The sequence below is a fragment of the Streptomyces sp. NBC_00223 genome, assembly GCF_036199905.1.
Lineage (GTDB): Bacteria > Actinomycetota > Actinomycetes > Streptomycetales > Streptomycetaceae > Actinacidiphila.
Genome location: NZ_CP108109.1, coordinates 7,599,683 through 7,626,071 on the forward strand (window position 1 = coordinate 7,599,683; position 26,389 = coordinate 7,626,071).

Sequence of the window (26,389 nt, forward strand, 5' to 3'; positions counted from 1 at the left end):
TCGTGATCATGAAGGAGTGCGGAATGGCGAAGCTGGGAATCATCGTGGCGAGCACCAGGCCCGGCCGGGTCGGCCTGCCCGTCGCGCAGTGGTTCGAGGGGGAGGCGCGGGCGCACGCCGGGTTCGACGAGATCGACCTGATCGACCTCGCCGAGGTGGCGCTGCCGTTCATGAACGAGCCCAGTCACCCCCGGCTCGGCCAGTACACCCACCAGCACACCCGCGACTGGAGCGCCCGGGTGGCCGGTGTGGACGCCCTGGTGTTCGTCATGCCCGAGTACAACTACGGCTTCAACGCCGAGCTCAAGAACGCCCTCGACTACCTGCACAACGAGTGGACGTACAAGCCGGTCGGCTTCGTCAGCTACGGCGGCGTCGCGGCGGGCGCCCGGGCCGTCCAGATGATCAAGCAGGTCGTCACGACCCTCAAGATGACCCCGGTCTTCGAGGCCGTGGCCATCCCCTTCGTCCACCAGCTCCTCAACGACGAGTCCGTGCTCGTCGCCAACGACCTGATGACGGGCGCGGCCAAGGCGATGCTCGACGAGCTGGTGCGGGTGGAGGCCACGCTGCGGCCGCTGCGGCCCGCTCTGGCAGAATCGGGCCAGGGCGTCTGACGAGACGGGGTCTGTGGTGTCCGAACTGTCCGGGGCGTCTGCGGCGTCCGTGTCCTCCGCGACCGCTGAGGCCGCTGAGGTCCGCCGGGTGTGCGAGCGCTTCCACGCCGCCATCGAGCTGATCGGCGGCCGCTGGACGGGCGCCATTCTGCGGGCGGTCTTCACCGGCTCGCACCGGTTCGCCCACATCAGGGCGGCCGTGCCGGGGCTCAGCGACACCATGCTGGCCCAGCGGCTGCGGACGCTGGAGGAACACGGACTCCTCGAACGCCGGGTCGGCCCGTCGGGGCCGAACCAGGTCGAGTACCGCTTCACCGCGAAGGGCGAGGAGTTGGAGCCCGTCATCGACGCGGTGATCGCCTGGTCCCACCGCTGGATTCAGCTCCCGGACCGGACGACGGACACCTGACCCCGCCGGGGCCTCCGAGGGGCCTCGCTCTCCTTCTCCACCACGGCCGTCGAAGCGGGCCGGGCATCGCGCCCGGCCCGCTTCGACGTTCCCGTCCGCCCCATCAGCCCGTCCCGTGCGCCTGCGCGCGCCTACTCACGCGTACGTCTGTGAACCTCTGCCGTACCTCTTGACAATCTGTCAGCCGTGGGTAACTTCTTGGTGACTTAACCGGTACAGCGATATGCCGCCATCCGGCTGCGCTGAGCCTTGTGCAGCCTTCCTGTTAGGGAAACGTCCGGACATTCCGAGGAGAATGCATGACACTCCCAGCAAGACGTATGTGGGTGGCGGCGCTTGCCGCGGCGACGACGGTCCTCATGGTGGGACTTCTCGTCATCGCCAACCCGACCAACGCCCGGGCCGCGGCCACGGGCTTCGTGCAGCGGTGCGCCACGCACTTCTGCGTCGACGGCAAGACCGCGTACTTCGCGGGTGCCAACTCCTATGACCTGTTCACGTTCGGCAGCGGCTCGGGCGACACCGAGACGCAGTACATGGACAAGGCGGCCATCGACTCCGAGATGGCGAACATGGCCTCCGACGGGGTCACCCTCGTCCGGACCTGGATGTTCTCCCACGAGACCTGGCACGGCTTCGAGCCCGCCAAGAACACGATGAACGAGCAGCAGTGGGCGGAGTTCGACTACATCCTGTACTCCGCCAACCAGCACGGCCTGCGTGTCGTCCCGGCGCTGGAGAACTACTGGACCGCGTACGGGGGTGTGAACTCCGTGCTTGGCTGGGAGGGCGCCTCCACCAGCAACTCCGGCAACTTCTTCGACTCCACCAAGTGCGCCGGCTGCCTCGCGGACTACGAGTTCTATGTGAACTACGCACTGAACCGGGTCAACCACTACACCGGTGTCGCGTACAAGAACGACCCGACGATCTTCTCCTGGGAGCTGATGAACGAGCCCCGCTACCAGGACGTCAACACCGCCGACAACACCGCCGGCACCGTCTTCCGCGCGTGGGAGGACAAGGTCGGGGCGTACATCAAGAACATCGACCCCAACCACATGATCGACAACGGCATCGAGGGCCAGGGCAGTTCCTACGGCTACGGCAGCGACAACGGCGTGCCGTACACCTACGAGTGCCAGTCGCCGTACATCGACTTCTGCTCCGCGCACATCTACCCGACCGAGGGCTGGGCGAACCTGTCCGTGGCGGCCACCCAGTCGCTGGTGACGAAGTACATCACGGACGCCCACACCGGGGCCGGAAAGCCCTTCTTCCTGGGCGAGTTCAACACCTCCGCGAGCACCCGCAACACCTACTGGCCCGCCATCTACAGCACGATGGAGTCCAACAACGGTGACGCGGACGCCTTCTGGTGGTACATGAACTCCAGCAAGGACGGCAACTACGGTGTGATGCACGGGGACTCCGCGCTGACGTACTTCAAGACGCACTCCAACGCGGACAAGGCCAAGAGCGGTACCACCACCCCGCCCACGAACCCGCCGACCACGCCCCCGACCACTCCGCCCACGACGCCGCCGACCACACCTCCGACGACGCCGCCCACCACTCCGCCCACGACGCCTCCGACGACCCCGCCGACCACTCCGCCGTCCGGTGGCTGCTCGGTGAGCTACGTCATCAACGACTGGGGACCGGCGTTCAACGCGGATGTGACCGTCACCAACGGGCCCACGGCGATCACCAGCTGGAAGCTCGTCTTCAGCTTCCCGGGCAACCAGTCGATCACCAACATCTGGAACGCCACGCAGACGCAGAGCGGTAAGCAGGTCACCGCCTCCAACGCCGCGTACAACGGAACCGTCGCCGCCGGGGCCAAGGTCAACTTCGGCTTCAGCGCGAACTCCACCGCCGGCACCAACGGTGTGCCGAGCAGCTTCACCTTCAACGGCAAGGCGTGCACGGTGTCCTGATCTCGTCCCCCCACCGGGACACCGGACACGACAGCCAGGCCCCCGCGGATTTCGCGGGGGCCTGGCTTGTTCGCCGGGGAAGCGTTCCGCCCGGAGGGCGGGAGCGGGGGAGTCCGTCAGCCGCCGGACGCCATCGACTTGGCGTGCGCGCTGAACAACTGGGCTATCTCCCGGGTGGAGTTGGCCGGGTCGTTGTTCCAGGTGATCCGGTAGCCGTCGTAGTCCGGGTAGAAGGAACCGTCGTCGACCCGCGAGGTGAGCAGCCAGAACTGGTCGCCGGCCCCGCCGTTGTCACGTACGGCGCCGGTCCACGCGGTGTACGTGGCGAGCCGGGCCGCGTCGTCGGGGAAGCCCTGCCCGGCGTTCACGGACACGCCGAACTCCTCCAGGACGACCGGCTTGCGCAGCGCCCTGCCGTCCGCGATGTGGTCCTTGATCCACTGCGTGCCCCACGCGGTGGCGTCCGTACCGGGCTTGCTCTCCGGGTTCTCGCCCCAGCCCTGCGGATAGAGGTGGAAGGTCCCGTAGTCGACCGACGGCAGCGCGACCAGCTTCTTCCAGGGCGTGCCCTCGTAGTCCGAGTACGGGTAGTCGGCGTTGCCGGCCTGGCCGTAGAAGCCCTCGTCGCCGACGGCGACCAGCTGGGAGGGCGCCAACTTCTTGACGTAGGCGCTCATTTCCCTCGCCCAGCCCAGCAGGGTCGCGCCGCTTTTCTCACTGCGGCAGCGCGGCTCGTTGGCCAGCTCGAAGGTCATGATGGTCGGGTCCTGGTTGTAGTGGAGCCCGGTGTAGCGGTTCCTGCGGCCGATGACGAAGCGGGCGTACGCCTTGTAGGCCGCCTTGATCTTCGGCTCCGTGTAGAAACGGTCGTGGTGGGTGCCGTCGCTGTAGGAGTCGTCGGGCAGGCCGAGGAACCACTGCACGTACTGCTGCATGCCGCCGTAGTCGGGCCAGTTGTTGACCAGCGGCAGGACGAGTCGGATGCCGAGCTGTCCGGCCTTCCACACCGCGTAGTCCAGCGCGTCGAAGGCGGCCTCGTCGTAGACGTAGGGCTTGGGCTGCAACGCGCGGTACGACTGGCCGTCGCCGTCGGCGAACGCCCAGGCGCGCAGCACGGTCAGGCCCATGGCGGCCGCGTCGTCGAGCGCGTTGTCGATCATGTAGTGCGACTGCTGGTGCAGGTAGTAGCAGTTGGTGCCGCCGAACCTGAACGGCTTGCCGTTCAGCCGGAAGGCGCCCTGATGGGTCGTCACGAAGCCCTGGGTCTTGGCGGTGGGGGCGGTCGGGAGCTTCGGGGCCTTCGGGGTCGGCGCCGACGGGTGCGAGGCGCCTCCGGTGTGCGCCTGGGCGGTGCCGGTTCCGGCGGCCAGCGCGGTCACGCCGACCGCCGCTCCTCCGAGAAGAGTGCGGCGGCTCAGGGCCGACGCGGCGGCCTGTCGGGTCTGGTGGAAAAAGGACACCTGGATCTCCGGTGTGGGGGGAGGGACGGATTCCTGGCTTCGGGCCACACGCGGACAGCACTTGGCCGGCGGCACTTACCGAGTGGCGCCTGCCGGGCGGCGGACCCGAAGGGCGGTGCGCTGCCGATAGAAGCACTTATCCGGTTCAGTAGCAATGAGTGGGCGGCGTTGAATTGAGGGGGAGTTGCGGGTAGTCCGGCGCGTTTTGGCGAAGGCCGGCCGAGTCGGCGGGCCGACGGGTGGGGGCCGATCGGTGGGGCCGGTGGGTGGGGGTCGGCGAGCGAGAGCCGGAGTTTGCTCAGGGTGGCCGCCGGACGGGTCGGGTGCGGCGGGGCTGTTCGCGGCGCGCGACCTTCCACTGTTGACAGGTCGAAGTCGAGACTTTACTTTAGACAGGTCGAAGCTGGAATATCGCGCTCGGCGTGGGACAGCCCACGGGCGCACAGGTGTGGAAAGCAGGGGGTCCTCATGACGGACAAGCAGACCGGCGCGGCCGTGCCGCGTGCCGCGACCGGCATCCTGGCGGGGCTGGTGCTGGCGGTCTCGATGACGACGATCGACCAGACGATCGTCGCCCTGTCCGGCCCGTCGATCCAGGACCACCTGGCGATCAGTCACAACAGCCTGCAGTGGGCGGTCAACGTCTATCTGCTCACGACCGCCGCCTTCTTCCTGCTCGGCGGGCGGCTCGCGGACGTCATAGGGCACAAGCGGATGGCCGTCATCGGGGTGGCCGGCTTCGGGGTGACCTCGCTGCTGTGCGGACTGGCTCCCCAGGGATCGTTCGCCGAGGGCTGGCTGATCGCGGCGCGGGCGCTCCAGGGTGTCAGCGGCGCCCTGATGTTCCCGGCCGCCATCGGGATCGTGGTCCAGACGTTCCCGCAGGAGCGCCGGGGCCGGGCGATGGCCGCGTTCTTCGCGATCACCGGTGGAATGACGGCCATCGGGCCCATCGCGGGCGGCTATCTGACCCAGTGGACCTGGCGGTCGATCTTCTGGATCAACGTACCGATCGCCATCGCCGCGCTCATCATGATCATCCGCATGGTGCCGCGCTCCGCGGGCCGCGCCGAGAGCATCGACTGGCGCGGCGCGTCCATCGCCGCCGTCGCCATGGGACTGCTGGTGTTCGCACTGCAACAGGCCGGTGCCTGGGGCTGGTCGAGCCCGGCCGTCTGGGCCTGCCTGCTGGTGGGCGCCGCGCTGCTCGCGCTGTTCGCCGGGATCGAACGCCGTACCGTCCATCCGCTCGCCGACCTGCGGGTGTTCCGGGACCGGCGGTTCACGATCTCGACGCTGGCGACCTTCTTCTCGTCCGTCGCCTTCATCACGGTCTTCTTCTTCCTCAGTGTCTACGGTCAGGTCTCGCTCGGACTGTCCGCCTCCGACACCGGGCTGCTCTTCCTCAAGCTCTTCATCGGGTTCGCCGTCGCCTCCCGGCTGGGCGCGGTGCGGTTCGACCGGGTGGGTGCCCGGTCCGTCTTCCTGGTCGGCGGAGTCGTGGGCGCCTTCGGATTCGGCTGGTTCGCCCACACCATGACCGACCTCGACTTCGACGCGGGCGCGTTCTTCAACCAGCAGACGTGGCCGATCGTCGTGGCCGGGGCCGGCGTCGGCTTCATGTACAGCGCGGCCACGACCGACGTGCTCAACCGGGCCATCGGCTCCTCGTACGGTGAGGTGTCGGCCATCTCGCAGACCATGAAGAACTTCGGCGGCGCGCTCGGCCTGGCCGTCTTCGCCACGCTGGTCACCAACCGGCTCACCAGTCGGCTCGTCGACTCCTTCCACGGTTTCGGGGCCAGCACGGCCGACGCGAAGGGCGCGGTGGACGCGATCACCGGGGCGGAGGGCAGCAGCCAGTTGAGCGGAGTTCCGGCCCAGACCCGGGCCGCCGTCCTGCACGCGGTCCGCACGGACTACGCCTCGGCGGCGCAGGGAGCCTTCTACGGCATAGCGGCCGCGATGGCCGTACTCATCCTGCTGGCGCTCTGCTACCCGTCCGAGCCCGCCTCGCGGCCCGCCCCCGCGCAGGAGCCGTCCCCGGGCCCGGCCGCGGGGAAGCTGTCCTGACCGTCCTGGCCTCGAAGCGGGCGTCCCGCCGGGCGGGCTCCCGCCCGGCGGACGTGCCGGACTGCTCCGGGGATCCGTTTCGGGCGGCCGTGCCCGGGGGAGGCGGTCTCGGGTGGCCGTGCCCCGGGCGGAGTCAGGGCTGTGTCACAGATCCCCGCGCATGCAGGTCCGCGGCCACCGGTCCAGGCCCTGGGCGGCTTCCCGTCGGCGGATGTCCCGCAGGAGCGGCAGTTCGTCGGGGCGGGCGGCTCGGATACTTATGGATCCGTTGTCCCGGGCGCAGGTGAGGGCTCCCGGCCGACCTGGCCGACCCGACCCGGTCGGCCCCCGCGACGCCGGCCGCCACGGCGTCCCACCGGTCGAGAGGTCGGCCCGGCCGGCCGACGGGCTTCCCCCCAAGGCGCCGAGGGCTCAGGCCCAACGTCGCCTGCCGGGGCCGCTAGTCGAGGTGGAAGACCTCTTCCAGCGGGGACCACCACTCGCCGTCGGTGGCGTTCTCGACCGGCTGCTGGCAGGGGTCGGTACGGGCCCACCACTCGCGGGTGGTGGGATCGGCGGCGATGGCCGCGGTGTCGGCGGCGTAGTCCTCGCCGGTGTACTCCAGATAGCTGAAGAGCAGGCCGTCGCGCAGATAGATCGAGTAGTTGGAGATGTGGGCGCGCTTGAGCATGGCCAGTACGCGGGGCCAGGCGGCGGCGTGGAGTTCGCGGTACTCGGCCTCCTTCTCCGGACGCAGCCGGATGATCGCGGCATGGCGCTGCACGTCGTGTCCCCTTTCGGTCCCGGGCGGTGGGCCGGGTCAGCGTACTGCGCGCCGACGGCCGCCCACTTCCTCGGCACGGCCCGCCCGGGCCGCCCGGCCCGCCCGGACCCCGGCCGGCGGCGACGCGCCGGGTTCGATTACCGCCGACGACCCCGCCGTTGACAGGATGGGACCATGACCGAGATTCAGACCCCCCGCCTGCTCCTCCGCCGCTGGCATGACGACGACCTCGCCCCCATGGCGGAGATCAACGCGGACCCGGAGGTCATGCGGTGGATCGCCGACGGTTCGGTCCGTGATCTGGAACAGACCGCCCAGTCCATCGAGCTCTGGGAGGAGGAGTGGGACGAGGAGGGCTTCGGCCTCTTCGCCGTCGAACTGCTCGCCTCGGGCGAGCTGATCGGCTTCACCGGTCTGTCCGTGCCCAGGTTTCTGCCGGAGGTGCTGCCCGCCGTGGAGATCGGCTGGCGGCTGGGCCGGCAGTACTGGGGACAGGGCTACGCCTCCGAAGCCGCGCACGCCGCGCTGGAGTTCGCCCTCCAGGACCGTGGCCTCGACCGTGTCGTCAGCATCAGCACGGTGGGCAACGACGCCTCGGAGAATGTGATGCGCAAGCTCGGCATGGTGCTGGAACGCGAGACGGTCCACCCGAGGTACGGCCGCCAGCTGCATGTGCACGCCATCGACCTCACCGAGTACCAGGGCTGACCCTGCCGTCTGGTCCGGCCGGCAGGGGAGAGCCCCGTCGGCCGGGCGACCCCCTCCGCCGCCCGGTCGACGGCCCTGCTTCCGCGCGGAGCGGAGCGCCTCAGCCACCGGTACGCCGTGTCGACGCACGCGAGCACACCTATTCGGCCGGCCCGCGAGTCCGCGCCGACGGTATCCGCGGACAACGCCGTCCGGCCTGAGTACACGTCGATGCTAGGCATGACGTGTTGACGATGTCAACGCTGCATAATTGCGCGGAACATGGCCCGAACCGCGGGTGCGGGTGCGGCCTGCGGCCCGCCCGCCACGTGCCCCTCCGCGCGTAGACCACCCCCGGCCGAGCCCGCCCGCCCTCAGCCCCCAGCCCTCCGAGGCCGGGACCGCGCGCGTACCGACGTCCGGCTCCGCGCTGCCGCGCGTCCCCGAGCGCGCTCGTACGCCCGCTCCTCGCCGCGCCCGATTCCGTACGGTGCCTGTACCGGCGTCCGGGTTCCGTGCTTTCGCGCGGGCTTGCCGCGAGGACGCTGGGCAAGGCGCCCGTTCAGCCGATCGGCGGTGGGCCGGCGGACCACCGCCGCGTACGCCTGGCTGCTGCGGCGGGCGGCCGAGGGTGGGATCGGCCTCGATCCCGGTGTCGGAAGCCGTACCGCTCACCGGAGTTGAGCGGACGTGGGCGCGCGGCGGCGCCGGCTCGGCGGGTGTCTTGGTGCGCCGGACCCGCGGTGCTCGCGTCAACCCGATTCGCCGTCCGGGAGGGGGGCCGTGTCGAGCCAGGTCAGAGCGTGGAAGGTGAGGGCCTGGTCGGCGGAGCGGTCGCGCAGGCGGCGGAGGGTGGCCGCAGTCTCCGCGCGCAGCCGTTCCACGGTCAGCAGGGAACCCATCAGGTCGCCGAGGACGAGGCGGTCGAGCAAGTTGACCTGTCTCTGCTCGGGCGCGGTCATGGCCGCACGGTCCAGGCCCGCGAAGAGTTCGTACGGCAGGCGCGAGACGGCCACCGCCTCGATCTCGGTGAGGCGCAGGTCGCGCAGTTCGGCCGGTGCGAGATGCCGGCCGGTCGTGGCGAAGGCATCCTGCGAGAGGGAGCGCAGGACGAGCGCGAGGAGCGTACGGACCAGGGCCTCGGCCGCGGGCAGCCTCAACGACCAACTCCGGAACCAGTCCAGCCGCCGCTCCCGCTCGTACGACACCTGGTCGTGGACGCGGAAGACCAACTCGCCGAGCGCGACACAGGTGTCCCACGGGTCCTGCGGCGCTCCGCGGTCCTCCGGCATGACGTCATGCTGCCCAGCCCGCCCCACTCGTACGCGGAACGCGGCCGGGCTCGCCGTCACCGTCGCGGCGGCGACGGCGAGCCCGGCCCGCGTGCCCTACGGCAGCGGCAGCCGGCGGAGCTTGACCGTGTTGTCCGTGCGGGTCGCGGGCCGGCCGTCAGGGCCGGTCATGGTGCGCTCGTGGACATCGGTGAGCAGCAACTCCCACTGACCGTCCGGGAGTTCGAGCGAGGCCACGACCTCGTCCGGCGTGGGGAAGCGCACCTCCGGGTGCGGGTCGTGCTCCCAGGACGGGAAGCCCGCGTGCCCGACGACCAGCAGTACGCCACCGGGCGCGACCGCCCCCGCGGCCCTGCGCAGAATCCGGTCCCGCGGCAGATCGAGATAGGAGTGGAAGAAGTTCGCGGACACCAGGTCGTACGTGCCCGAGGGGAACGTCTCCGCCAGGTCGTGCCGCTGCCAGGCGATCAGCTCACCGACGCCCGCGTCCGTCGCGTGACCCGCCGCGCGGTCCAGGGCGACCCGGGAGACATCAGTGGCGGTGACATGCCAGCCGCGCTCCGCGAGCCAGATCGCGTCGGCGCCCTCACCGCACCCCAGGTCGAGCGCCCGCCCGGGTGTCAGATCGGCGGCCTCACGGACCAGAGCCCCGTTGGGCGCGCCACTCCAGACCTGTTCGCGGGCCCGGTAGAAGTCGTCCCAGAACTCCCCGGCCGAGACAGCGGCAGCGTCCGAAGCCGTATCGGAAGCCCCACCCGGACCGGCACCCGGACCCCCGCCCAGACCCGCACCCGGACCCGCACCCGCAGCCCCGTGCTGGTGTTCATGCGGGTGCGCGCCGGCACCCGCCAGGCCCGCCGCCCCCGCGGACTCCCCGGCCGCCGCGTGCCGCCCCGCGCCCACCGCCCGCTCGACCTCCTCGGCGATCAGATCCGCGTTGATCGCCGCCCCGGCCCGTACGCCCGCGGCCGCCGCCCCGATGACCTGCTCGTTCAGGGCCGTGACATTGCCCGCCACCCACACCCCGGGCGCGGCGGTCGCGCCCGTCGGGTCGGCGGGGACACGGCTGCCGATCACATGGCCGTTCATCTCCAGATCGGCCGGCTCCAGGCCCAGCGAGCCGAGGAAGCCCGCGCGGGCGGTCAGTCTCGGGGCGACGACCATCACGCGGCGGGCCACCACCCGGCCGTCGGCCAGCCGTACCCCGGACAGCCGCCCGCCGGAGGTCTCCAGCGCGGCCACCTCGCCCGTGACGACCGTGATCCCGCGCGCGGCCAGGCGCTCGTACTCGGCCGCGCCCGGCTCCGGCGCGGTGTGCGTGAAGAGCGTGAGGTCCGCGCTCCACTGCCGCCACAGCAGGGCCTGCTCCACGGCGAGCGGTCCGCCGCCGAGCACCCCGATCGGCTGGTCGCGCACCTCCCAGCCGTGGCAGTACGGGCAGTGCGGCACGTCCGTGCCCCACAGCTCGGCCACCCCGGGGACGTCGGGCAGTTCGTCCACCAGGCCGGTGGTGACCAGCAGCCGGGCCGCGCCGATGGTGCCGCCGCCGGCGAGCGAGACCCGGAAGCCCGGGGAACCCCGGAAGCCGTCCTCGACGCGGTCGACGGACACCACCGTGCCGTCGAGGAACGCGCCGCCGTAGCCGCGCACCTCAGCCCGCCCGGCGCCCAGCAGTTCGGCGGGAGGGACGCCCTCGCGGCCCAGGTAGGTGTGCACACCGTCGGCCGGGGCGTTGCGCGGGTGCCCGGAGTCGACCACCAGCACAGAACGGCGGGCCCGGCCCAGCGTCAGCGCGCCGCTCAGCCCCGCGGCGCCGCCGCCGATCACCACGACGTCGTAGTCCGCTCCGGGGACCACTCGCTCTTCCATCTGCTCACCTCGTCGTCGTCGGTACGTTCTCCCCGGAGCCTGCGCCCGGCCCGGCCCGGTTGACAAAACTTCTTGCCGAAGCGGCAAATGGAGTCATGGCAGACGACGACCTCACCGACGTACTGACCGCCGTCGGACCCCGGCTGCGGGCCCTGCGGCGCGCCCAGGGCAGCACACTCACGCAGATCGCCGAGGCGACCGGGATCTCGCTGAGCACCCTGTCCCGCCTGGAGTCGGGACAGCGCCGACCGACCCTGGAACTGCTGCTGCCGCTGGCCAAGGCGTACGCGGTGCCGCTGGACGAACTGGTCGGCGCGCCCGCCACCGGCGACCCCCGCATTCACCCGCGGCCCTTCACCCGGCACGGCCAGACCTTCGTACCGCTGACCCGCTACCTCGGCGGGCTGAACGCGTACAAGCAGATCCTCCCCGCCCGCAAGCCGCCCAGGACGGCAGGCACGGCCAAGACCTCCGACACCGGCAAGACCGGCAGGACCGCCAAGACCGACAAGAGCACAGAGACGACCGCGGACACCCGTCCCGCGCAGAGCGTGCACGAGGGCTACGAGTGGATCTATGTGCTCTCCGGCCGGCTGCGTCTCGCGCTGGGAGAGCACGATCTCGTGCTCGGCCCGGGCGAGGCCGCGGAGTTCGACACCCGGACCCCGCACGGCTTCGCCAACGCGGGGGACCGGCCGGTGGAGTTCCTGAGCCTGTTCGGCCCGCAGGGCGAGCGGATGCACGTACGGGCCCGCCCGGCGAAGGCGGTCAGTCCGCGTCCGGAGGCGACGGGGGGCCGGGCGGGCCGGCGGGGCCGGGGGGAAGCGGGGACAGAGCGCCGTTCGTAAGGCCCTCGCGGGCCAGGGCCGTGGCGTGCTCACCGAGCCGGGTCAGCTCCCGGACCCGCTCCTCGAACTCCAGCAGCGCGCGGAAGGCGCCGCCGTAGCGGCGCTGCTCCTCGACGTTCATCTGCGGGACGCGCGAGCCGCGCGCGTCGAGGCGGAAGGCGCCGCTGGTAGCGGTGGAGCGGCGCCGGTTCGCGGGGCTGAGCAGGAAGCCGTGCAGGAAGTCGGTGTCCAGGTGGTCGCTGGTCGACACCGGCGCCCCCTCGGTGAACTCGACCATCCCGGCGCGCGCCAGATCGGCCACGCTGACCGAGGCGTGGTCGAGCGCGCCGCCGCCCGAGCCCGCCGTGAGCGCCGGCAGCAGCGCGTCCAGCGCGCGCAGACCGTCGCGCAGCGAGTCGCGCAGGGCGGCGTACTCGGCCGGGTAGTCGCGGTGGGCGCCCGCGATGTGGGCGCTCGGGGTCAGATCGACCATGTCGTCCAGCAGGTCGATCAGCGGAACGTCCACCGTCTGTTGGGGCGTCGGTTCACAGCCGTCGTCGGGGGAGTTGCCGGTCAGGTCGACCATCCGGACCGACCGCGCGCCCTCCGGCGCCGGCCGCCGCAGGACCCACAGATGGACGGGCAGCGCGTGGTGCGCGGCGACGCCCGCGGGCAGCGCGACGACCTGGGTGAGGATGCCGCGCCTGACCAGCTCCGCCCGGATACGGCGGCCGGCCTTGCGGTAGGCGACGGAGGCGGGCATCACCACGACGGTCCTGCCGCCGGGCGCGGTGTGGGCGTACGCGTGCTGGAGCCAGGCGAGTTCGCCCTCGGCGCGGGAGGGCACGCCCAGTTCCCAGCGCCCGTCGAGCAGCAGGTCCTCGCGGCCCCAGTCGGGCACGGCGACCGGGGGGTCGCAGACCACCAGATCCGCCTTGAGCTCCGGCCAGCGGTCCTCGCGCAGCGCGTCGCCGGTCCTGATGTCGGTACGGGTGCGGCCGGTGAGCAGTGCCCGCAGCCGGGTGAGGTCGGCCGCCGACGGGTCGATCTCCTGGCCGTGCCGGGTGGGGCCCGAGGCCGGGCCGAGGGACAGCAGCAGGGTGCCGACCCCGCAGGCCGGGTCGAGGATGTGCGCGCTCCTGCGCACCGGGCCCGCGAAGTGCTGGACCGCCCGCACGATCCGGGGCGCGGTGGTCTGGTCGGCGCCGGTACGGCCGGTGGAGTCCAGCAGCCGGTCGGTCAGGGCCTCGATCAGCTCGGCGGCGGGGGTGCTCGCGGCGAGGTCGGCGGTCTGCCGGGCGAGGTCGGCGCTGAGGCCGGCCGGCGCCTTGCCCTCGGCGAGCAGGCGGGCGACGGCGGTCAGGCCGCGGACGGTCGCCTCGCCGTACTCGCCGCGCAGCGACTGCCACAGCCGCACCTCGCCGGAGGTGTCCTGGCCCTTGCGCTGCTCGGCGAGCCAGGCCCGTACGTCGGCGAGGCGGAAGAGCGGGCTGTTCGTGCCGCCGCCGGCCGGTGCGGGGAAGTCGTCGTGGCGACGCCGCCAGTTGGAGACGGCGGCCCGGGTCACCCCGGCCAGCCGGGCGATCTCGGCGCCGGTGATCAGCGGATCAGAGGCGGAGGAGACGTCGTCGCTCATTAGAGGACCATCCCTTCTGCAGCCCTCTTCGGTAGGGTTGTGACCTCTCGGTCCCGGCGGGTGCATGGCCATCGTCGCGAGCCGTTCGACGGCCAGCGTGAGTTCTGCCAGCCCTGCCGGGCCGAGGCCGTCTGATCGGCTTCAGGGACACGCCCCGCAGAGGGCCGATTAATGAGCTCCCGGCAGACGACCTCACCACCGGGCAGGTGCTCCGTCAGCAGTACAGGAGTACGACGCACGTGTTCATCGGATGGGACTGGGCGAGCGAAACCCATGACGTGACGGTCATGGACGAGTCCGGCAAACGCATCGACCGGTGGGAACTGGCCCACACCGAGGAGGGCTTCGCCAAGACCCTGGCACGGCTGCGTCAGCACGGCGCCCCGCAGAATCTGCCGGTCGCGATCGAGACCACCCGCGGCCTGGCCGTCGACCGGCTGCTGGCCGCGGGCCACCCGATCGTGCCGGTGCACCCGAACGCCTTCCACGCCATGCGAGCGCGCTGGGGTGCTTCCAAGGCCAAGACCGACGCGGGCGACAGCATGAAACTCGCCGACTACCTGCGCACCGACGGCCACCTGCTGCCCCGCCTGGAACCCACCGAGCAGGCCACCCTCGACCTCCAGGCCCTCACCCGGACCCGTGCCGACCACATCGAGGCCAAGGTCGCCGCTGTCAACCAGCTCGCCGCGCTGCTGGACGAGCACTGGCCCGGCGGCAAGGCCGTCTTCGCCGAGCTGGACAGCGACATTGCCATCGCGTTCCTGGAGCGATACCCCACCCCGGCCGCAGCGGCCAACCTCACTGCCGGACGACTCGAAGCCTGGTGCAAGCGCCACCACTACTCCGGCCGCAAGCCCGGCACGGTGCTGATCGAACGGCTGCGTTCGGCCCCGAAGGCGGCCTCCCGCCTCAGCGAAGCCGTCGTCAGGCAGCTCGTGCGCGTCCAGGCCCAGCTCGTGCAGGGCATACGCATGACCATCCGTGCCCTGGACAAGGCCATCGCCGAGGCGGTCGAAACCCACCCCTACGCGCCGCTGTTCGCCACCATGCCGCGCATCGGCAAAGTCAACCTCGGCCAGATCATCGGCGAGATCGGCCCGATCCTCGAACGCGCCCAGACCTGCGAGCAGCTCATCGCCGAGGCCGGTGTCGTCCCCGTCACCCGTGCCTCGGGCAAGTCCCGCACGGTCGCCTTCCGCTTCGCGACCAACCGCAGAGCCCGCGTCGCACTCACGACCTTCGCCGACAACAGCCGGCATGGCAGCCAGTGGGCCGCCAAGATCTACACCGACGCCCGGAACCGCAAGAAGCGACACCCCCACGCCGTCCGCATCCTCGCCCGATCCTGGCTCCGGGTGATATGGGCCTGCTGGCGCACCGGCACCTGCTACGACCCCGCCACCCACCAAGCCAACTACAAGATCAACACGGCCACCGACACGCCCCTGGCGGCATAGAGGTTGACTCAGGAAACTCATGCGGTCACGGTACACGGCCGGGCAAACGCCCTCCAGAGTCCGTATGTTGGCGATGTACACGCATTGCGTACGGTCATGTGCGCATTGTGTACGATCGGGCGGGCGTGGCCTCCCGCCGTCCGGAGGCGGGCGTGGTCTCCCGCCGCGCCAGACGCCCGGTGTACGACGAAGAGCGCTCCCCGCCCGGCGAACCGGTCGGAGAGCGCTCTCCCATTCTCGGCCGACGTCAGCCGGCCGGCTGCCGGACTACCCGGCGTTCCAGCTGGTCAGCCCCGCTCCGTACGCGTACAGCGGGTTGCCGTACGTCGTCGGGACGGTCTGGCCCGCGTCGATCTTCGCGCGGATGTCGGCCCGCTCGGCCGCCGTGGCGCCGAGGTCGTAGGGCAGGTCCCACGCCTCGTTGGCGTCGGCCGGGTTGTCCCCGCCGCCCGGCTTGAGCACCTGGTCCAGGCTTCTCGGCATCTGCCAGGGCAGATGGCCGCGCGGGGTGTAGTCGCCGAAGAGCAGACTGGCCGTGGCCGGTCCGACCTCCTCACCGCCGCGGTAGGTCACCACGATGGCGTCGGCCAGGTTGTTCCAGTCGCTCATCACGATCGGTCTGGGCAGCGTCAGCACGACCACCACCGGAATTCCCTGGTTCTTGAAGTTCTGGATGACGGCGAGCTGATCGGCCGGCAGATACGGCTGGGTGTCCACCCACGCGGTCGCGTGCGTGTAGGACGGCTCGCCGACGTTCACGATCGCCAGCTTCGGCGCGGGCCCGGTGTCCTGGTAGACGTTGACCCCGGCCTTGGCGGCTCTCGCCTTGATCGCGTCGAGCATGTCCAGCGAACCGTAGTTCTCGTGGAAGTAGCTCGACCAGATGCAGCACGCGGCACTGTCGGTGGCCCGGGGGCCGGCGACCACGATGTTGTCGCCCGAGTTGAGCTTGACCGGCAGCACACCGTTGTTCTTGAGCAGCGTGTTGGACTCGCGCGAGGCCTGGTTGGCCAGCGCGGTGTAGCTCGGCTGGTGGAAACGGTAGGGGCCGTTCACCGGGTCGCCGTACGGGTGGTCGAAGACGCCCAGCTCGAACTTGAGCGTGAGGATCCGGGTCACCGCGTCGTTGATCCGGCTCAGCGGCACCTGGTTCTCGAAGCTCGCCATGGTGAAGTCGGCCGCGCCCGGGTCGGCGCCGCCCATCACGTCGGAACCGGCGTTGGCCGCGTTGATCCAGGCCGTGGACGGCAGCCAGTCCGTGGTGATCAGACCGGTGTAGCCCATGTTCTGCCGCAGGTAGGTGAGGATCTTGGCGCTGTCACCCGCGCCGGGACCGCCCGGGTCGAGATACGAACTGCCCGCGTAGCCCGGCATGATGTTGACCGCGCCGGCCTCCATCGCGGCCCGGAACGGGATCATGTGGTACTTGATCGTCACACCGTCGTAGACGATCCCGGCCTCGCCGCCGGCGCCCTCGCCCGGCCAGTGCTTGACCGTCGCCAGGACCGAACCGGGGTTCAGCTCCGGACCGCCCTGCAACCCCGCGACCAGCGCCTTGAGCTGGGCCGCCGCGACATCGGCGTTCTCGCCGCCGCCTTCCTGGATGCGGGGGTAGAGCACCTTCGTGCCGACCTCCGCGAGCGGCGACAGGGTGCCGCGCGCCCCGACCTCCAGCTCCTCCTCTCGCTGCATGTTGCCCAGCTGGTAGTCGAGCGGGTAGTCCTTGCCCGCCGCCAGGGTGCTCTGCAGCGGGTACGTGGTCTGGTAGCCCGCGGTGGTGTCACCCGCGGAGACCGGCGGAATGCCCAGCCGGGTGGCCGCCGTGGACAGCAGCACGTTGTTCAGATCGGCGGGCTGCGCCGGTCCGAAGTGCCAGCCGGACATGGGGTACTGCTGGACGTTGTAGAACATCTGGTACGCCTTCTCCTCCAGCGTCATTCTGCCGAGGAGATCGCCGACCCGCGTACCGACCGGCAGCCGCCAGTCCTCGTACGGCTCGATGGTGCCGTCCTTGTTGAGGTCACGGGCGCCGTTGATGACGTTGACACCGTCGTTGACCTGCTCGATGTCCGGCAGATAGACGCTGAAGGTACGGATGTTGGAGGTGGTCTTCGCCCCCGATCCGCTCACCGCCACCACGTACCACTTGTACGTCCAGCGGTCGCTGATGTCCCAGGTCGGCGTATAGCCGGTGCCGGTGGGCTCGGCCACCTTCGTGTAGAGGTCGAGCAGATTGCCCGACGCGGTGAAGTCGTAGTCGGTGCGGCTGATGTTGAGCCACACCTCGTAGTGCGCTGCGCCCGCCACGGCCGCCCAGGACAGCGCGGGCCTGCGGGTGTTGGTGATCATCGCCTTGTCCGCGGGGGCGGACAGCGCGAACTGGTTCAGCGTCGCAGGGGCCTTGGTGGGCCCGGACAGCAGCGGCGGGGTCGCGGTGGAGTTGTCGATGGTGCCGTAGACCTGGAACTCCCAGAGGGAGTAGCCGTATCCGGAGGCGCGGGCCGTGCCGTGGAAGCGGACATAGCGGCCCTTGCCGGTGACCGGCAGCTTCTCGACGCCGCCCTTGCCGGTGGTCGTGGTGTAGAGGTTGGTCCACGCGGTGCCGTTGTCGGACACCTCGATGCGGTAGCCGGTGGCGTACGCCGACTCCCAGTTGAGCACGACTCCGCTGATGGTCCCGATGTTGCCGAGGTCCACGTTCAGCCACTGGTCGTCCGTGTAGAGGCTGGACCAGCGGGTGTTGGTGCGGCCGTCGAGCGCGGCGGCGGGCGCGTTGTCGCCCTCGTAGGAGGAGGCGGTGACCGGCTTGTAGGCCGAGATGACCGAGCCGGAGAAGTCGCCGCCGTCGCCGCCGGTGCTTCCGCCCGTGGTGCCGCCGGTGGTCGTGCCGCCGTTGTCACCGCCGCCGGTCGTCGAGGTGCCGGTGTAGGCCGCGAACTCCCAGAGGGAGTAGCCGTATCCGGTGCCGCGGGCGGTGCCGTACAGCCGGATGTACCGTCCGGAACCGTTTACGGAAAGTGTCTGGACGCCACCGGTGCCGGTCGTGGTGGAGTAGATGTCCGTCCAGTTCTGGGCGTCGCCCGAGGTCTGGATCTTGAACGACTTGCCGTACGCGGCTTCCCAGTTGAGCACGACCTTGCAGATCGACGTGGTCGCGCCGAGGTCGACCTGGAGCCACTGCGGGTCGGCGGCGGCGCTCGACCAGCGGGTGCCGGCGTTGCCGTCGACGGCCGCGGAGGCCGGGGTGCCCGCGCTCTCGGCGGAGGAGGCGGTCGCGGTCTTGTTCAGCGCGGCGTTGGTGGTGCCGCAGCCGGTGCCGGTGCCGCCGGTCGTACCGCCGCTGGTGGTGCCGGTCGAGCCGAAGACCTGGAACTCCCAGAGGGAGTAGCCGTATCCGGTGGCACGCGCGGTGCCGTACATCCGGACATAACGCCCGGAACCGTTTACGGTCAGATTCTGGACGCCACCGGTGCCGGTCGTGGTGGAGTAGATGTCGGTCCAGTTCTGGGCGTCGCCCGAGGTCTGGATCTTGAACGATGTGCCGTACGCGGCCTCCCAGTTGAGCGTGACGGACGTGATCGTGTCCGTGGCGCCGAGGTCGACCTGGAGCCACTGCGGGTCGGCGGCGGCGCTCGACCAGCGGGTGCCGGCGTCGCCGTCGACGGCCGAGGAGGCGGGGGTGCCGACGTTCTCGGTGGAGGACGCCGTGGCGGTCTTGCCCTGGGAGAGCAGGGTGTCCGCCGCGTGCGCGGTGCCGCTGGTGGTGGCGACGGCACCGCCCATCGCGAGGGCGGTCGCCGCCACCAGGGCGACGAGAGGTCTGCGTCGTCTGACGGATCGTAGGAAAACGGGCAGGAGGCTCATGTACATCTCCATGGGGGGTGAAGCCTCGTGCCGACGTGTGGTGCCGTCGTCGGCCAAGCGACGGCGCCACGTCGGCTGCGGGTAGGTCCGACTCTTCGCACGGGGGCCGGATAGGCGGCCGGAGAGCGCTCTCCGGGGAGTGTGTTGGACTGTCTGATCACTGTCAACCCCCTGGGATCGCTGTTGTCGGCGTGTCGCCGGCGCGGAAATTCCGGTCGGTGGGCCCGCGCCGACCGCGCCCGCGCGGCCGCCACGCCCGACGCCGCGACCCCCGCCGAAGGGCGCTCCGGGCCGTCGGACCCGGCGCCCCGGGCGCCTTAACCGATTCCGCCGGCCCGGCCGTTCCCGCTACTTCCGCCGTTCCCGCCGCGCTGCTTGAGGGCTGCCCGGCGGGCGTGCTCCCGCTCCCACAGCCGCCGGAGCTTCACCGTCCGCTCGTCCGGTTCGAACGGCCGGTCGTCGTCCTCCTCCTTCCAGCGCCCCTGCTCCTTGAGCTGCCGCACCTGCACCTCGATGGGCGGATCGGGGTCGAAGTCGGAGGGCCGCGGGCCCTCGGGCCCGTCGGGGCCGATCCGCATCAGCCGTTCGACCCGGGTGATCCGGAACCGCTGCCCGTCCACGCTCAGCACGTGGGCGCGTTTGGCGTCGAAGCGGTCGGCCGCCTCCGCGTACCGCGCGCAGACGTCCTCGGGCAGATCGTGGGTGAACGGCGCCATCACCCGCAGCCACGCGGCCAGGGAGTCCCGGGCGCCCTGCGGGGTGGAGAACGACGAGCCCGGGCTGTGCAGCTTCCACCGCCCGTCGACCCGCTCGGAGACCAGGAACACCGCGGGCAGCAGCACCCCGCCGGGGTACGCGACCGCCGCCCGCCGGGCATCCTCCGCGATCTCCTCCGGCGCCCCCGGCACCGCGCCGACGAACTGCACGAGGTCCAGCTTGAGGATGCCCTCGGAGAGCCCGGTGCCGGTGAACGGGTCGACCAGAAAGCCCTTGGTACGCGACGCCAGCAGATGCGCCTCGCCCACCTCGCCCGGATCCGGGTCGGAGGGCCGCGGCGGCTCGGGCCCCGCGCTCCCCATCCGGATGAAGTGCGAGGCCCGGACGATCCTGAACCGCTCGCCCTGGACCCGGATGTCGTCCACCACCGCCCGGTCCATCCGCAGCGCGGCCGCGGCCCAGGCCCGTCGCGCCTTTTCCTGCCCGGCGTCCTCGGCCTCCTTGGCCCGCCACCTGAAGTGCGAGCCCAGCGAGTCCCGCGCCGCCTGCGGCCGGTTCTCCCCGAACTCGGACAGCTCCCAGCCGCCCGTCTCGTGCTCCCGGGCGTGGAAGAACTCCCCGACCCCGACCCCCATCAGGTGCGGGTACAGATCCCTGGCCAGCCACGCCTCCTGGTCGGCGAAGGCCGCGATGGGGCTGTCCTGCGCGGTGACCCGGATGGTGAGATAGGCGGGGACGCTGTCTTCGTAACCACTCATGCACCGAATGTGCCCGACCTCACAACGGCACGTCCGGAAAACACCGTAATCACCACCCGGTCGGGGACCCGGCGGCGGCCGCCGCCCGCGGCGGTGTCAGCTCCCGCCGCCGGGCACGGCCCGGATGAGGACGAGCGACCCGTTCAGGAACGGGGTGCGGCGCAGCGCGCCGTGCCGGGCGTCCCATTCGCCCGAGTTCAGGGCCTCCCGCAGCCGGTCGGTGTACTGCTCGCGCAGGTCCGGCTCGACCAAGCTCCACGCCGAGCACGCCTGACGGGCGCCGGGGTCGAGCAGCCGCTCCGGACGCGCGTAGTACGCCTCGTTGAAGCCGTCGGCGCAGTCGGCCGGAATCGGTACGGGCGTCACGGTCGTCCCGCCGCCCAGCGCGTCCGCGATGTCGGCCACCGCCGGATAGCGGCGGGCCTCGGTGTCCAGCACCAGCGGCGCGTACTCGTACAGCCAGAAGTCGCGGACGAGGGCGGGGTCGCAGGTCAGCACCGCGACCGGGCCGCGGGCCACCCGCCGCATCTCGCGCAGCCCCGCCTTGGGGTCGCTCCACTGATGGATGCTGAACGTGGTCATCGCCGCGTCGAACTCGCCGTCCGCGAAGGGCAGGTTCTCGGCCACCGCGTCGATGGCGGCGGACAGCGCGGGGGAGCGCTGCGCCCGCATCGCCGCCGACGGCTCCACGGCGGTCACCCGCGCGCCGGCCGGTTCGTACGACCCGGCTCCGGCGCCGACGTTGAGGACGGTCGAGGCCCCGCCCAGCGCCTGCGCGATCACCGCCGCGATACGGGGGTCCGGCTGCCGGTAGTCGGTGTAGCCGGCGCCGATCGTGCCGTAGTCCGCGTCTCCCGCGCTGCCGTCCTCGCCGCGTTCGCTCATGGCTTCGACCCTATCGAAACGCTCTCGCGGGCCCGGCCGGGTTTCCGTGGGCCCCTGTGTCCCGGGCTCCGCGCAACGTCGTCGGCAGAATTCTCGAACGGCGGAAGGCCGCCGATCGTGTGACCATGTGAACAGTGCTTCTCGACACGAGTTCTCCATGGTCAGGGGCGCTGGAGGTGCCATGACGACGACAGGCGGGGTCGAGTTCCCCGGCGGGACGCGTGCGGACGGGCTGCCGGCCGTGCTCTCCGACCCGCGGCGGCTCGCGGCCGTGGAGGCGACGGGACTGCTGGGCACGGGCCCCGAGCAGGCTTTCGACGACCTGGCGAACCTCGCCGCCGCGGTGACGGGCTGCCGCCGGGCGTTCATCACGCTCGTGGACGACGCGCGCTCGTTCTGGAAGTCGTGCGTCGGCTCGCAGATCTCCGGGCCCGCCGACCGGATCAGTCCCATCCGGGACAACTTCTGCTACTTCGTGGTCGGGCTCGCCGAGCCCTTCGTGGTCGAGGACGTGGCCGCCGACCCGCGTACCCGCGAGCATCCCTCGGTGGGGCCGATGAAGATCGGCGCCTGGGCGGGCTGGCCGGTGGTGGCGCCCGGCGGCGAGATCCTGGGCACCTTCTGCGTCGTGGACGAGAACCCGCGCGAGTGGCACCCCGACGAGCTGGCCACGCTGTCGACGCTGGCGCGCTCGGTGGCCAACGAGATCCATCTGCGGCAGTCGCTGGCCGCCTCGCAGAGCGCCCTGGAGACCGCCACGATCCTCGCCCGCAGCCTCCAGGACAGCCTGCTGCCGCCCCGGCTGAGCAAGGTGCCCGGGGTGGACGCGGCCGCGTCCTATCTGCCGGCGGCCGGCGGCTCGACCGTCGTCGGCGACTTCTACGACCTCTTCCACGCGCACGGCCGCCGCTGGTGCACGGTCATGGGCGACGTGTGCGGCAAGGGCGTCGAGGCGGCCAAGGTCACCGCGCTGGCCCGCTACACGCTGCGGGCCGAGGCGACCCAGCACGACTCGCCGGCGACCGTACTGGAACGCCTCAACGCCGCGCTGCTCTCCCAGCGCGGCGGTGAACGGTTCGTGACCGCCGTGTACGCCACCTTCAGCACGACCTCTTCCGGGGTGGCCGGGCGGCTGTGCCTGGCCGGTCACCCGCACGCGCTGCTGCGGCGGGCCGACGGCCGGGTGCGGCGGGTGGGGACCCGGGGCACGCTGCTCGGCGTGCTCGCCGATGTGAGCCTGACCGACGTGAGGTTCCGGCTCGCGCCGGGCGACACGCTGCTGCTCTACACCGACGGCGCCACCGAGGCCCGCGCGCGGCGGGTCCCCGGGGCCAGGATGCCGCGCCCGATGTTCGGTGAGGACCGGCTCTCGGCGGTTCTCACCGAGTGCCGTGGGCTGGACGCCGCGGGCATTATCGAGCGGGTGGAGCGGGCGGTCGCCGCGCACACGGGCGACTGGGCCGCCGACGATACGGCGCTTCTCGCGTTGCGCGTGCCGCAGGAGTCGCTGACGCTCCCGGGGGACTGATCGCCTCCGGCGGGGGTTTCGGCCGGGAGCCGCGCCCGCGGGGCGCCTCGGGCGCCGAACGTGAGACTTGACCGGTTCACCACGGTCGGGTGGGCCGGCCCATGCCCGTCGGCCGAGCCCCTTGCGGTCGTTTCCGGGTCTACCGGCGGGTGTGTGGCTGGTCGCGCAGTTCCTCGCGCCCCTTGGGGCCCAGCCCTTTGCGGTTGTTTTCCGGGCCGCCGGGGGGTGTGTGGTTGCTCGCGCAGTTCCTCCCCCAGGCTTCGCCCGGGGGTGCCCCCAGCGCCTTCTTTGGGGCCCAGCCCCTTGCAGTCGTTTTCCGGGCCGCCGGTGCGTGTGTGGTTGCGCGCGCAGTTCCTTCCCCAGGCTTCGCCCGGGGGTGCCTCAGCGCCCCTTTCGGGGTCACGGGGGTGGGGGGAGGGAGAGGACCATCGTCAGGCCGCCGCCTGGGGTGTCTTCCGGGGTCAGCGTGCCGTGCATCGCCTCCGTGAGGCCGCGGGCCAGGGCGAGGCCCAGGCCGAGGCCGGCGGCGTTGTCCGTGTCGCCGGTCCGCTGGAAGGGCGCGAAGGCCCGCTCGCGGCCGGCGGCCGGCAGACCGGGCCCGCGGTCGACGACCCGCAGCTCCACCCGCCCGGCCAGCGCGCTCGCGCTGACCAGCACCGACCGCCCGGCCGGCGTGTACCGCACGGCGTTGGTCACGAGATTGGCGATCACCCGCTCCAGCAGCGGCGGATCGGCCCACACGGCCGGTACGTCCGCCAGGCCGCGTACCTCCACCGGGGCCGCGTCCGCCGGCAGCGCGTCCAGCGCGGCCGGCAGCACCTCCGACAGTGACGCGGCCCGCATCGCCGGGGTCAGCGCCCCGGCCTGCAACCGGCTCATGTCCAGCAGATTGTCCACCAGCCGGCTGAGCCGGGCCATCGACTCCTCGGCGGTGGCGAGCAGTTCCTCCCGGTCCTCCGGGCTGAACTCCACCTCGCGGCTGCGCAGCGAGCTGATCGCCGCCCAGCCGCCCGCCAGCGGGGTGCGCAGATCGTGGCTGACCGCGGCGAGCAGCGCCGTACGCAGCCGGTCGGCCGCCTTGACCGGCTCCACCTCGGCCGCCGCCTCCGCCAGCCGGGCCCGCTCCACCGCGGCGGTGACATGCGCGGCGAAGGCGGCCAGGATCCGGCGCTCGGATGCGGGCAGCGTACGGCCGCGCAGCACCAGGTAGGGCCCGTCGCCCGCCTGTACGGCGCCCTCGTCGTCGACCGGCCGCTCGGACAGTTCGGCGCTCTCCATGCCGAATGTCTCCCGCGCCCGTTCCAGCAGCGCGGGTATCGCCCCCTCGCCGCGCACGATGCTGCCGGCCAGCGAGGACAGTGTCTCCGCCTCGGCCGTCGCGCGGGCGGCCCGCCGCGACAGCCGCAGCCAGCGGTCCACGACGGCCGCGACCGTACCGGCCACCGTCACGAACACCACCAGCGCCAGGATGTTGTTGGGCTCGGCGATCGTGAACCGGCCGACCGGCGGGATGAAGTAGTAGTTGAGCAGCAGCGACGCCGTCAGCGAGGCGACCACCGCGGAGGCCACCCCGCCGACGCACGCCACACCCACCACCGTCATCAGATACAGCAGCGACTCGCTGGTGAGGTTGAGGCTGCCGCGCAGCCCGTCCAGGACGAAGGTGAGCGCGACCGGCAGCAGCAGCCCGGCCACCGGACCGGCGATCAGCCGGGCGGTGCTCAGGGTACGGCGGCGCGAGGGCGGCAGCCGGCCGCCGCCCGCCCGCTCGTGCGTGACCATGTGGACGTCGATGTCCCCCGACCGCGCCACGGCGGTCTCGCCGATGCCGCGCCCGGTCACGAAGCGCTCAAGACGGGTGCGCCGGCTGGTGCCGAGCACCAGCTGCGTGGCGTTCTCCGCGTGCGCGAACTCCACCAGCGCGGTCGCGACGTCGTCGCCGACCACCGAGTGGTAACTGCCGCCCAGGCGTTCCACCAGCTCCCGCTGCCTGGCCAGGGCGGCGGGAGAGGAACCGGTGGCCAGGCCGTCACTGCGGGCGATGTGCACGGCCAGCAGATCGCCGCCCGCCGCCCGGTCGGCGATCCTCGCGGCCCGCCGGATCAGGGTGTCGCCCTCGGGCCCGCCGGTCAGCGCGACCACGACCCGCTCCCGGGTCTCCCACACCCCCGCTATCCCGTGCTCGGAGCGGTAGCGGTGCAGCGCCTCGTCCACCCGCCCGGCCACCCACAGCAGCGCCAGCTCCCGCAGCGCGGTCAGATTGCCCACCCGGAAGTAGTGCGACAGGGCCGCGTCCACCTTCTCCGGCGCGTAGACGTTGCCGTGCGCCATCCGGCGGCGCAGCGCCTCCGCGGGCATGTCCACCAGCTCGATCTGATGGGCGCGGCGGACCACTTCGTCCGGTACGGTCTCGCGCTGCGGCACCCCCGTGATCTTCTCGACCACGTCGGTGACGGACTCAAGGTGCTGGATGTTGACCGTGGTCACGACATCGATCCCGGCCGCCAGCAGCTCTTCCACGTCCTGCCAGCGCTTGGTGTGGGCGCCGCCGGGGACATTGGTGTGGGCGAGCTCGTCCACCAGCGCCACGCCGGGCCGGCGGGCGAGGACCGCGTCGAGGTCCAGCTCGCCGAACCGGCCGCCGCGGTAGGCGCGTTCGGCGCGCGGCAGCACTTCCAGCCCGGCGAGCATGTCCTCCGTGTGCGGCCGCTGATGGCACTCCACGAAGGCCACCACCACGTCGGTGCCGCGCCCGGCCCGCCGCCGCCCCTCGTCGAGCATGCGGTACGTCTTGCCGACGCCGGGCGCGGCACCGAGGAAGACCTTGAGCCGCCCGGGCCGCGCCTCCCCGCCGGACGTTTCCGCCCGGCGGCCGCCGACGGGCCGCGTCTTCCCGCCGCCGGACCCGCCGTACGGCTCGGCCTCTTCGTCCCACCCGCCGTTCGTCGTCACCTGAGGTCGGCCAGGGCGAGGTTGAGGTCGAGGACGTCGACGGCCTGCGCGCCCAGGAATCCCAGGGTCCGGCCCTGTACGTGTGCGGCCACCAGCCGGTGGACCCGGTCCTGCGGCAGGCCGCGGGCCTTGGCCACCCGGGCGACCTGCTCGTACGCGTAGGCCGGCGAGATGTCCGGGTCGAGGCCCGAGCCGCTGGCCGTCACCGCGTCGGCCGGCACCCGCTCCGGCGCGACACCGTCGAACGCGGCGATCGCCTTGCGGCGCTGCTCGACGGCCGCCACCAGGTCACGGCTGTTGGGCCCGAGGTTGGAGGCTCCCGAGGCCAGCGGGTCGTACGATCCCGCCGACGGCCGCGGCTGGAACCACTTGGGGTCGGGCCTGGCCGCCTCCTGGGGGTCGCCGGGGTCCTTCTTCGGCAGGTCGAAGGTCTGGCCGATCAGGCTGGAGCCGACGGTCCGGCCATCCCGGGTGACCTGCGAGCCGTTGGCCCGGTGGCCGAACGCGGCCTGGGCGACGCCGGTCACCGCCAGCGGGTAGAGGACACCGGTGACCACCGTGAGGACGAGCAGGACACGCAGGGCCGACAGATGCCGGCGCAGCGCGGTCGTGAGGTTGTGGGACATGTGACGCGCCTTCCTTCCGTCGCGCC

The 26,389-nt window shown here is 71.8% G+C and carries 18 protein-coding genes; 8 read left to right on the forward strand and 10 right to left on the reverse strand.

Going from position 1 to position 26,389, the window contains the following annotated elements; translation table 11 throughout:
- The first annotated feature begins 23 nt into the window (after nt 1-23).
- The 3 genes from OHA30_RS32285 to OHA30_RS32295 all read left to right on the forward strand — a co-directional run bounded on the left by OHA30_RS32285 (nt 24) and on the right by OHA30_RS32295 (nt 2,966).
- The gene (locus OHA30_RS32285; protein WP_328917406.1) at nt 24-617 is read left to right on the forward strand and encodes an NADPH-dependent FMN reductase; all 594 of its coding nucleotides are present in this window, start codon (nt 24-26) and stop codon (nt 615-617) included.
- Between the two features lie 16 nt (nt 618-633).
- Nucleotides 634-1,026 (forward strand): winged helix-turn-helix transcriptional regulator, encoded by a 393-nt coding sequence (locus tag OHA30_RS32290; protein WP_328917407.1) that lies wholly within the window; start codon nt 634-636, stop codon nt 1,024-1,026.
- Nucleotides 1,027-1,325: 299 nt separating this feature from the next.
- Nucleotides 1,326-2,966: a cellulose binding domain-containing protein gene (locus OHA30_RS32295; protein ID WP_328917408.1), complete on the forward strand. Its 1,641-nt coding sequence runs from the start codon at nt 1,326-1,328 to the stop codon at nt 2,964-2,966.
- Nucleotides 2,967-3,082: 116 nt separating this feature from the next.
- Here the strand turns inward: OHA30_RS32295 and OHA30_RS32300 are convergent, their stop codons facing one another.
- Nucleotides 3,083-4,426: a glycoside hydrolase 5 family protein gene (locus OHA30_RS32300; RefSeq protein ID WP_328917409.1), complete on the reverse strand. Its 1,344-nt coding sequence runs from the start codon at nt 4,424-4,426 to the stop codon at nt 3,083-3,085.
- A gap of 468 nt (nt 4,427-4,894) precedes the next feature.
- Between OHA30_RS32300 and OHA30_RS32305 the strand changes: the two genes are divergently transcribed.
- Nucleotides 4,895-6,499, forward strand: a complete 1,605-nt coding sequence (locus OHA30_RS32305) for an MFS transporter (protein ID WP_328917410.1) — start codon at nt 4,895-4,897, stop codon at nt 6,497-6,499.
- Between the two features lie 439 nt (nt 6,500-6,938).
- Here the strand turns inward: OHA30_RS32305 and OHA30_RS32315 are convergent, their stop codons facing one another.
- Nucleotides 6,939-7,262 carry an L-rhamnose mutarotase gene (locus OHA30_RS32315; protein WP_328917411.1) on the reverse strand — a complete coding sequence of 108 codons (324 nt, stop codon included), beginning with the start codon at nt 7,260-7,262 and terminating at the stop codon, nt 6,939-6,941.
- Nucleotides 7,263-7,436: 174 nt separating this feature from the next.
- Between OHA30_RS32315 and OHA30_RS32320 the strand changes: the two genes are divergently transcribed.
- Complete coding sequence (locus OHA30_RS32320) at nt 7,437-7,970, forward strand: GNAT family N-acetyltransferase (RefSeq protein WP_328917412.1); 534 nt, start codon at nt 7,437-7,439, stop codon at nt 7,968-7,970.
- A 731-nt stretch (nt 7,971-8,701) separates the two neighbouring features.
- Here OHA30_RS32320 and OHA30_RS32325 read toward each other — a convergent pair.
- Nucleotides 8,702-9,241, reverse strand: coding sequence for a hypothetical protein (locus tag OHA30_RS32325; protein WP_328917413.1), 540 nt, complete (start codon nt 9,239-9,241; stop codon nt 8,702-8,704).
- Nucleotides 9,242-9,337: 96 nt separating this feature from the next.
- Nucleotides 9,338-11,110 carry a bifunctional NAD(P)/FAD-dependent oxidoreductase/class I SAM-dependent methyltransferase gene (locus OHA30_RS32330; RefSeq protein WP_328917414.1) on the reverse strand — a complete coding sequence of 591 codons (1,773 nt, stop codon included), beginning with the start codon at nt 11,108-11,110 and terminating at the stop codon, nt 9,338-9,340.
- Nucleotides 11,111-11,205: 95 nt separating this feature from the next.
- Here OHA30_RS32330 and OHA30_RS32335 point away from each other — a divergent pair, with 95 nt between their 5' ends.
- Nucleotides 11,206-11,958, forward strand: a complete 753-nt coding sequence (locus tag OHA30_RS32335) for a helix-turn-helix domain-containing protein (protein ID WP_328917415.1) — start codon at nt 11,206-11,208, stop codon at nt 11,956-11,958.
- On the opposite strand, the gene OHA30_RS32340 is transcribed toward OHA30_RS32335, so the two are convergent.
- Nucleotides 11,879-13,573, reverse strand: a complete 1,695-nt coding sequence (locus OHA30_RS32340) for an N-6 DNA methylase (protein WP_328917416.1) — start codon at nt 13,571-13,573, stop codon at nt 11,879-11,881. The two genes, OHA30_RS32335 and OHA30_RS32340, sit on opposite strands and share 80 nt — an antisense overlap.
- Before the next feature lie 239 nt (nt 13,574-13,812).
- On the opposite strand from OHA30_RS32340, the gene OHA30_RS32345 reads away from it, so the two are divergent.
- Complete coding sequence (locus OHA30_RS32345; RefSeq protein ID WP_328911799.1) at nt 13,813-15,033, forward strand: IS110 family transposase; 1,221 nt, start codon at nt 13,813-13,815, stop codon at nt 15,031-15,033.
- Between the two features lie 267 nt (nt 15,034-15,300).
- Here OHA30_RS32345 and OHA30_RS34135 read toward each other — a convergent pair whose 3' ends face one another.
- The 3 genes from OHA30_RS34135 to OHA30_RS32365 all read right to left on the reverse strand — a co-directional run bounded on the left by OHA30_RS34135 (nt 15,301) and on the right by OHA30_RS32365 (nt 21,257).
- Nucleotides 15,301-18,897 carry a discoidin domain-containing protein gene (locus OHA30_RS34135; RefSeq protein WP_443045120.1) on the reverse strand — a complete coding sequence of 1,199 codons (3,597 nt, stop codon included), beginning with the start codon at nt 18,895-18,897 and terminating at the stop codon, nt 15,301-15,303.
- Nucleotides 18,898-19,214: 317 nt separating this feature from the next.
- Nucleotides 19,215-20,372, reverse strand: coding sequence for a DUF5954 family protein (locus OHA30_RS32360; RefSeq protein WP_328917417.1), 1,158 nt, complete (start codon nt 20,370-20,372; stop codon nt 19,215-19,217).
- A gap of 96 nt (nt 20,373-20,468) precedes the next feature.
- A complete protein-coding gene (locus OHA30_RS32365) occupies nt 20,469-21,257 on the reverse strand; it encodes a class I SAM-dependent methyltransferase (RefSeq protein ID WP_328917418.1) in 789 nt (262 codons plus the stop codon).
- A 181-nt stretch (nt 21,258-21,438) separates the two neighbouring features.
- Here OHA30_RS32365 and OHA30_RS32370 point away from each other — a divergent pair, with 181 nt between their 5' ends.
- On the forward strand, nt 21,439-22,785 hold the full coding sequence (locus OHA30_RS32370; RefSeq protein ID WP_328917419.1) for a PP2C family protein-serine/threonine phosphatase: 1,347 nt from the start codon (nt 21,439-21,441) through the stop codon (nt 22,783-22,785).
- A gap of 399 nt (nt 22,786-23,184) precedes the next feature.
- Here OHA30_RS32370 and OHA30_RS32375 read toward each other — a convergent pair whose 3' ends face one another.
- On the reverse strand, nt 23,185-25,737 hold the full coding sequence (locus OHA30_RS32375) for a sensor histidine kinase (RefSeq protein WP_328917420.1): 2,553 nt from the start codon (nt 25,735-25,737) through the stop codon (nt 23,185-23,187).
- Complete coding sequence (gene kdpC, locus OHA30_RS32380; RefSeq protein ID WP_328917421.1) at nt 25,734-26,363, reverse strand: potassium-transporting ATPase subunit KdpC; 630 nt, start codon at nt 26,361-26,363, stop codon at nt 25,734-25,736. The genes OHA30_RS32375 and kdpC overlap by 4 nt, the downstream gene beginning before the upstream one ends.
- Nucleotides 26,364-26,389 lie beyond the last annotated feature (26 nt).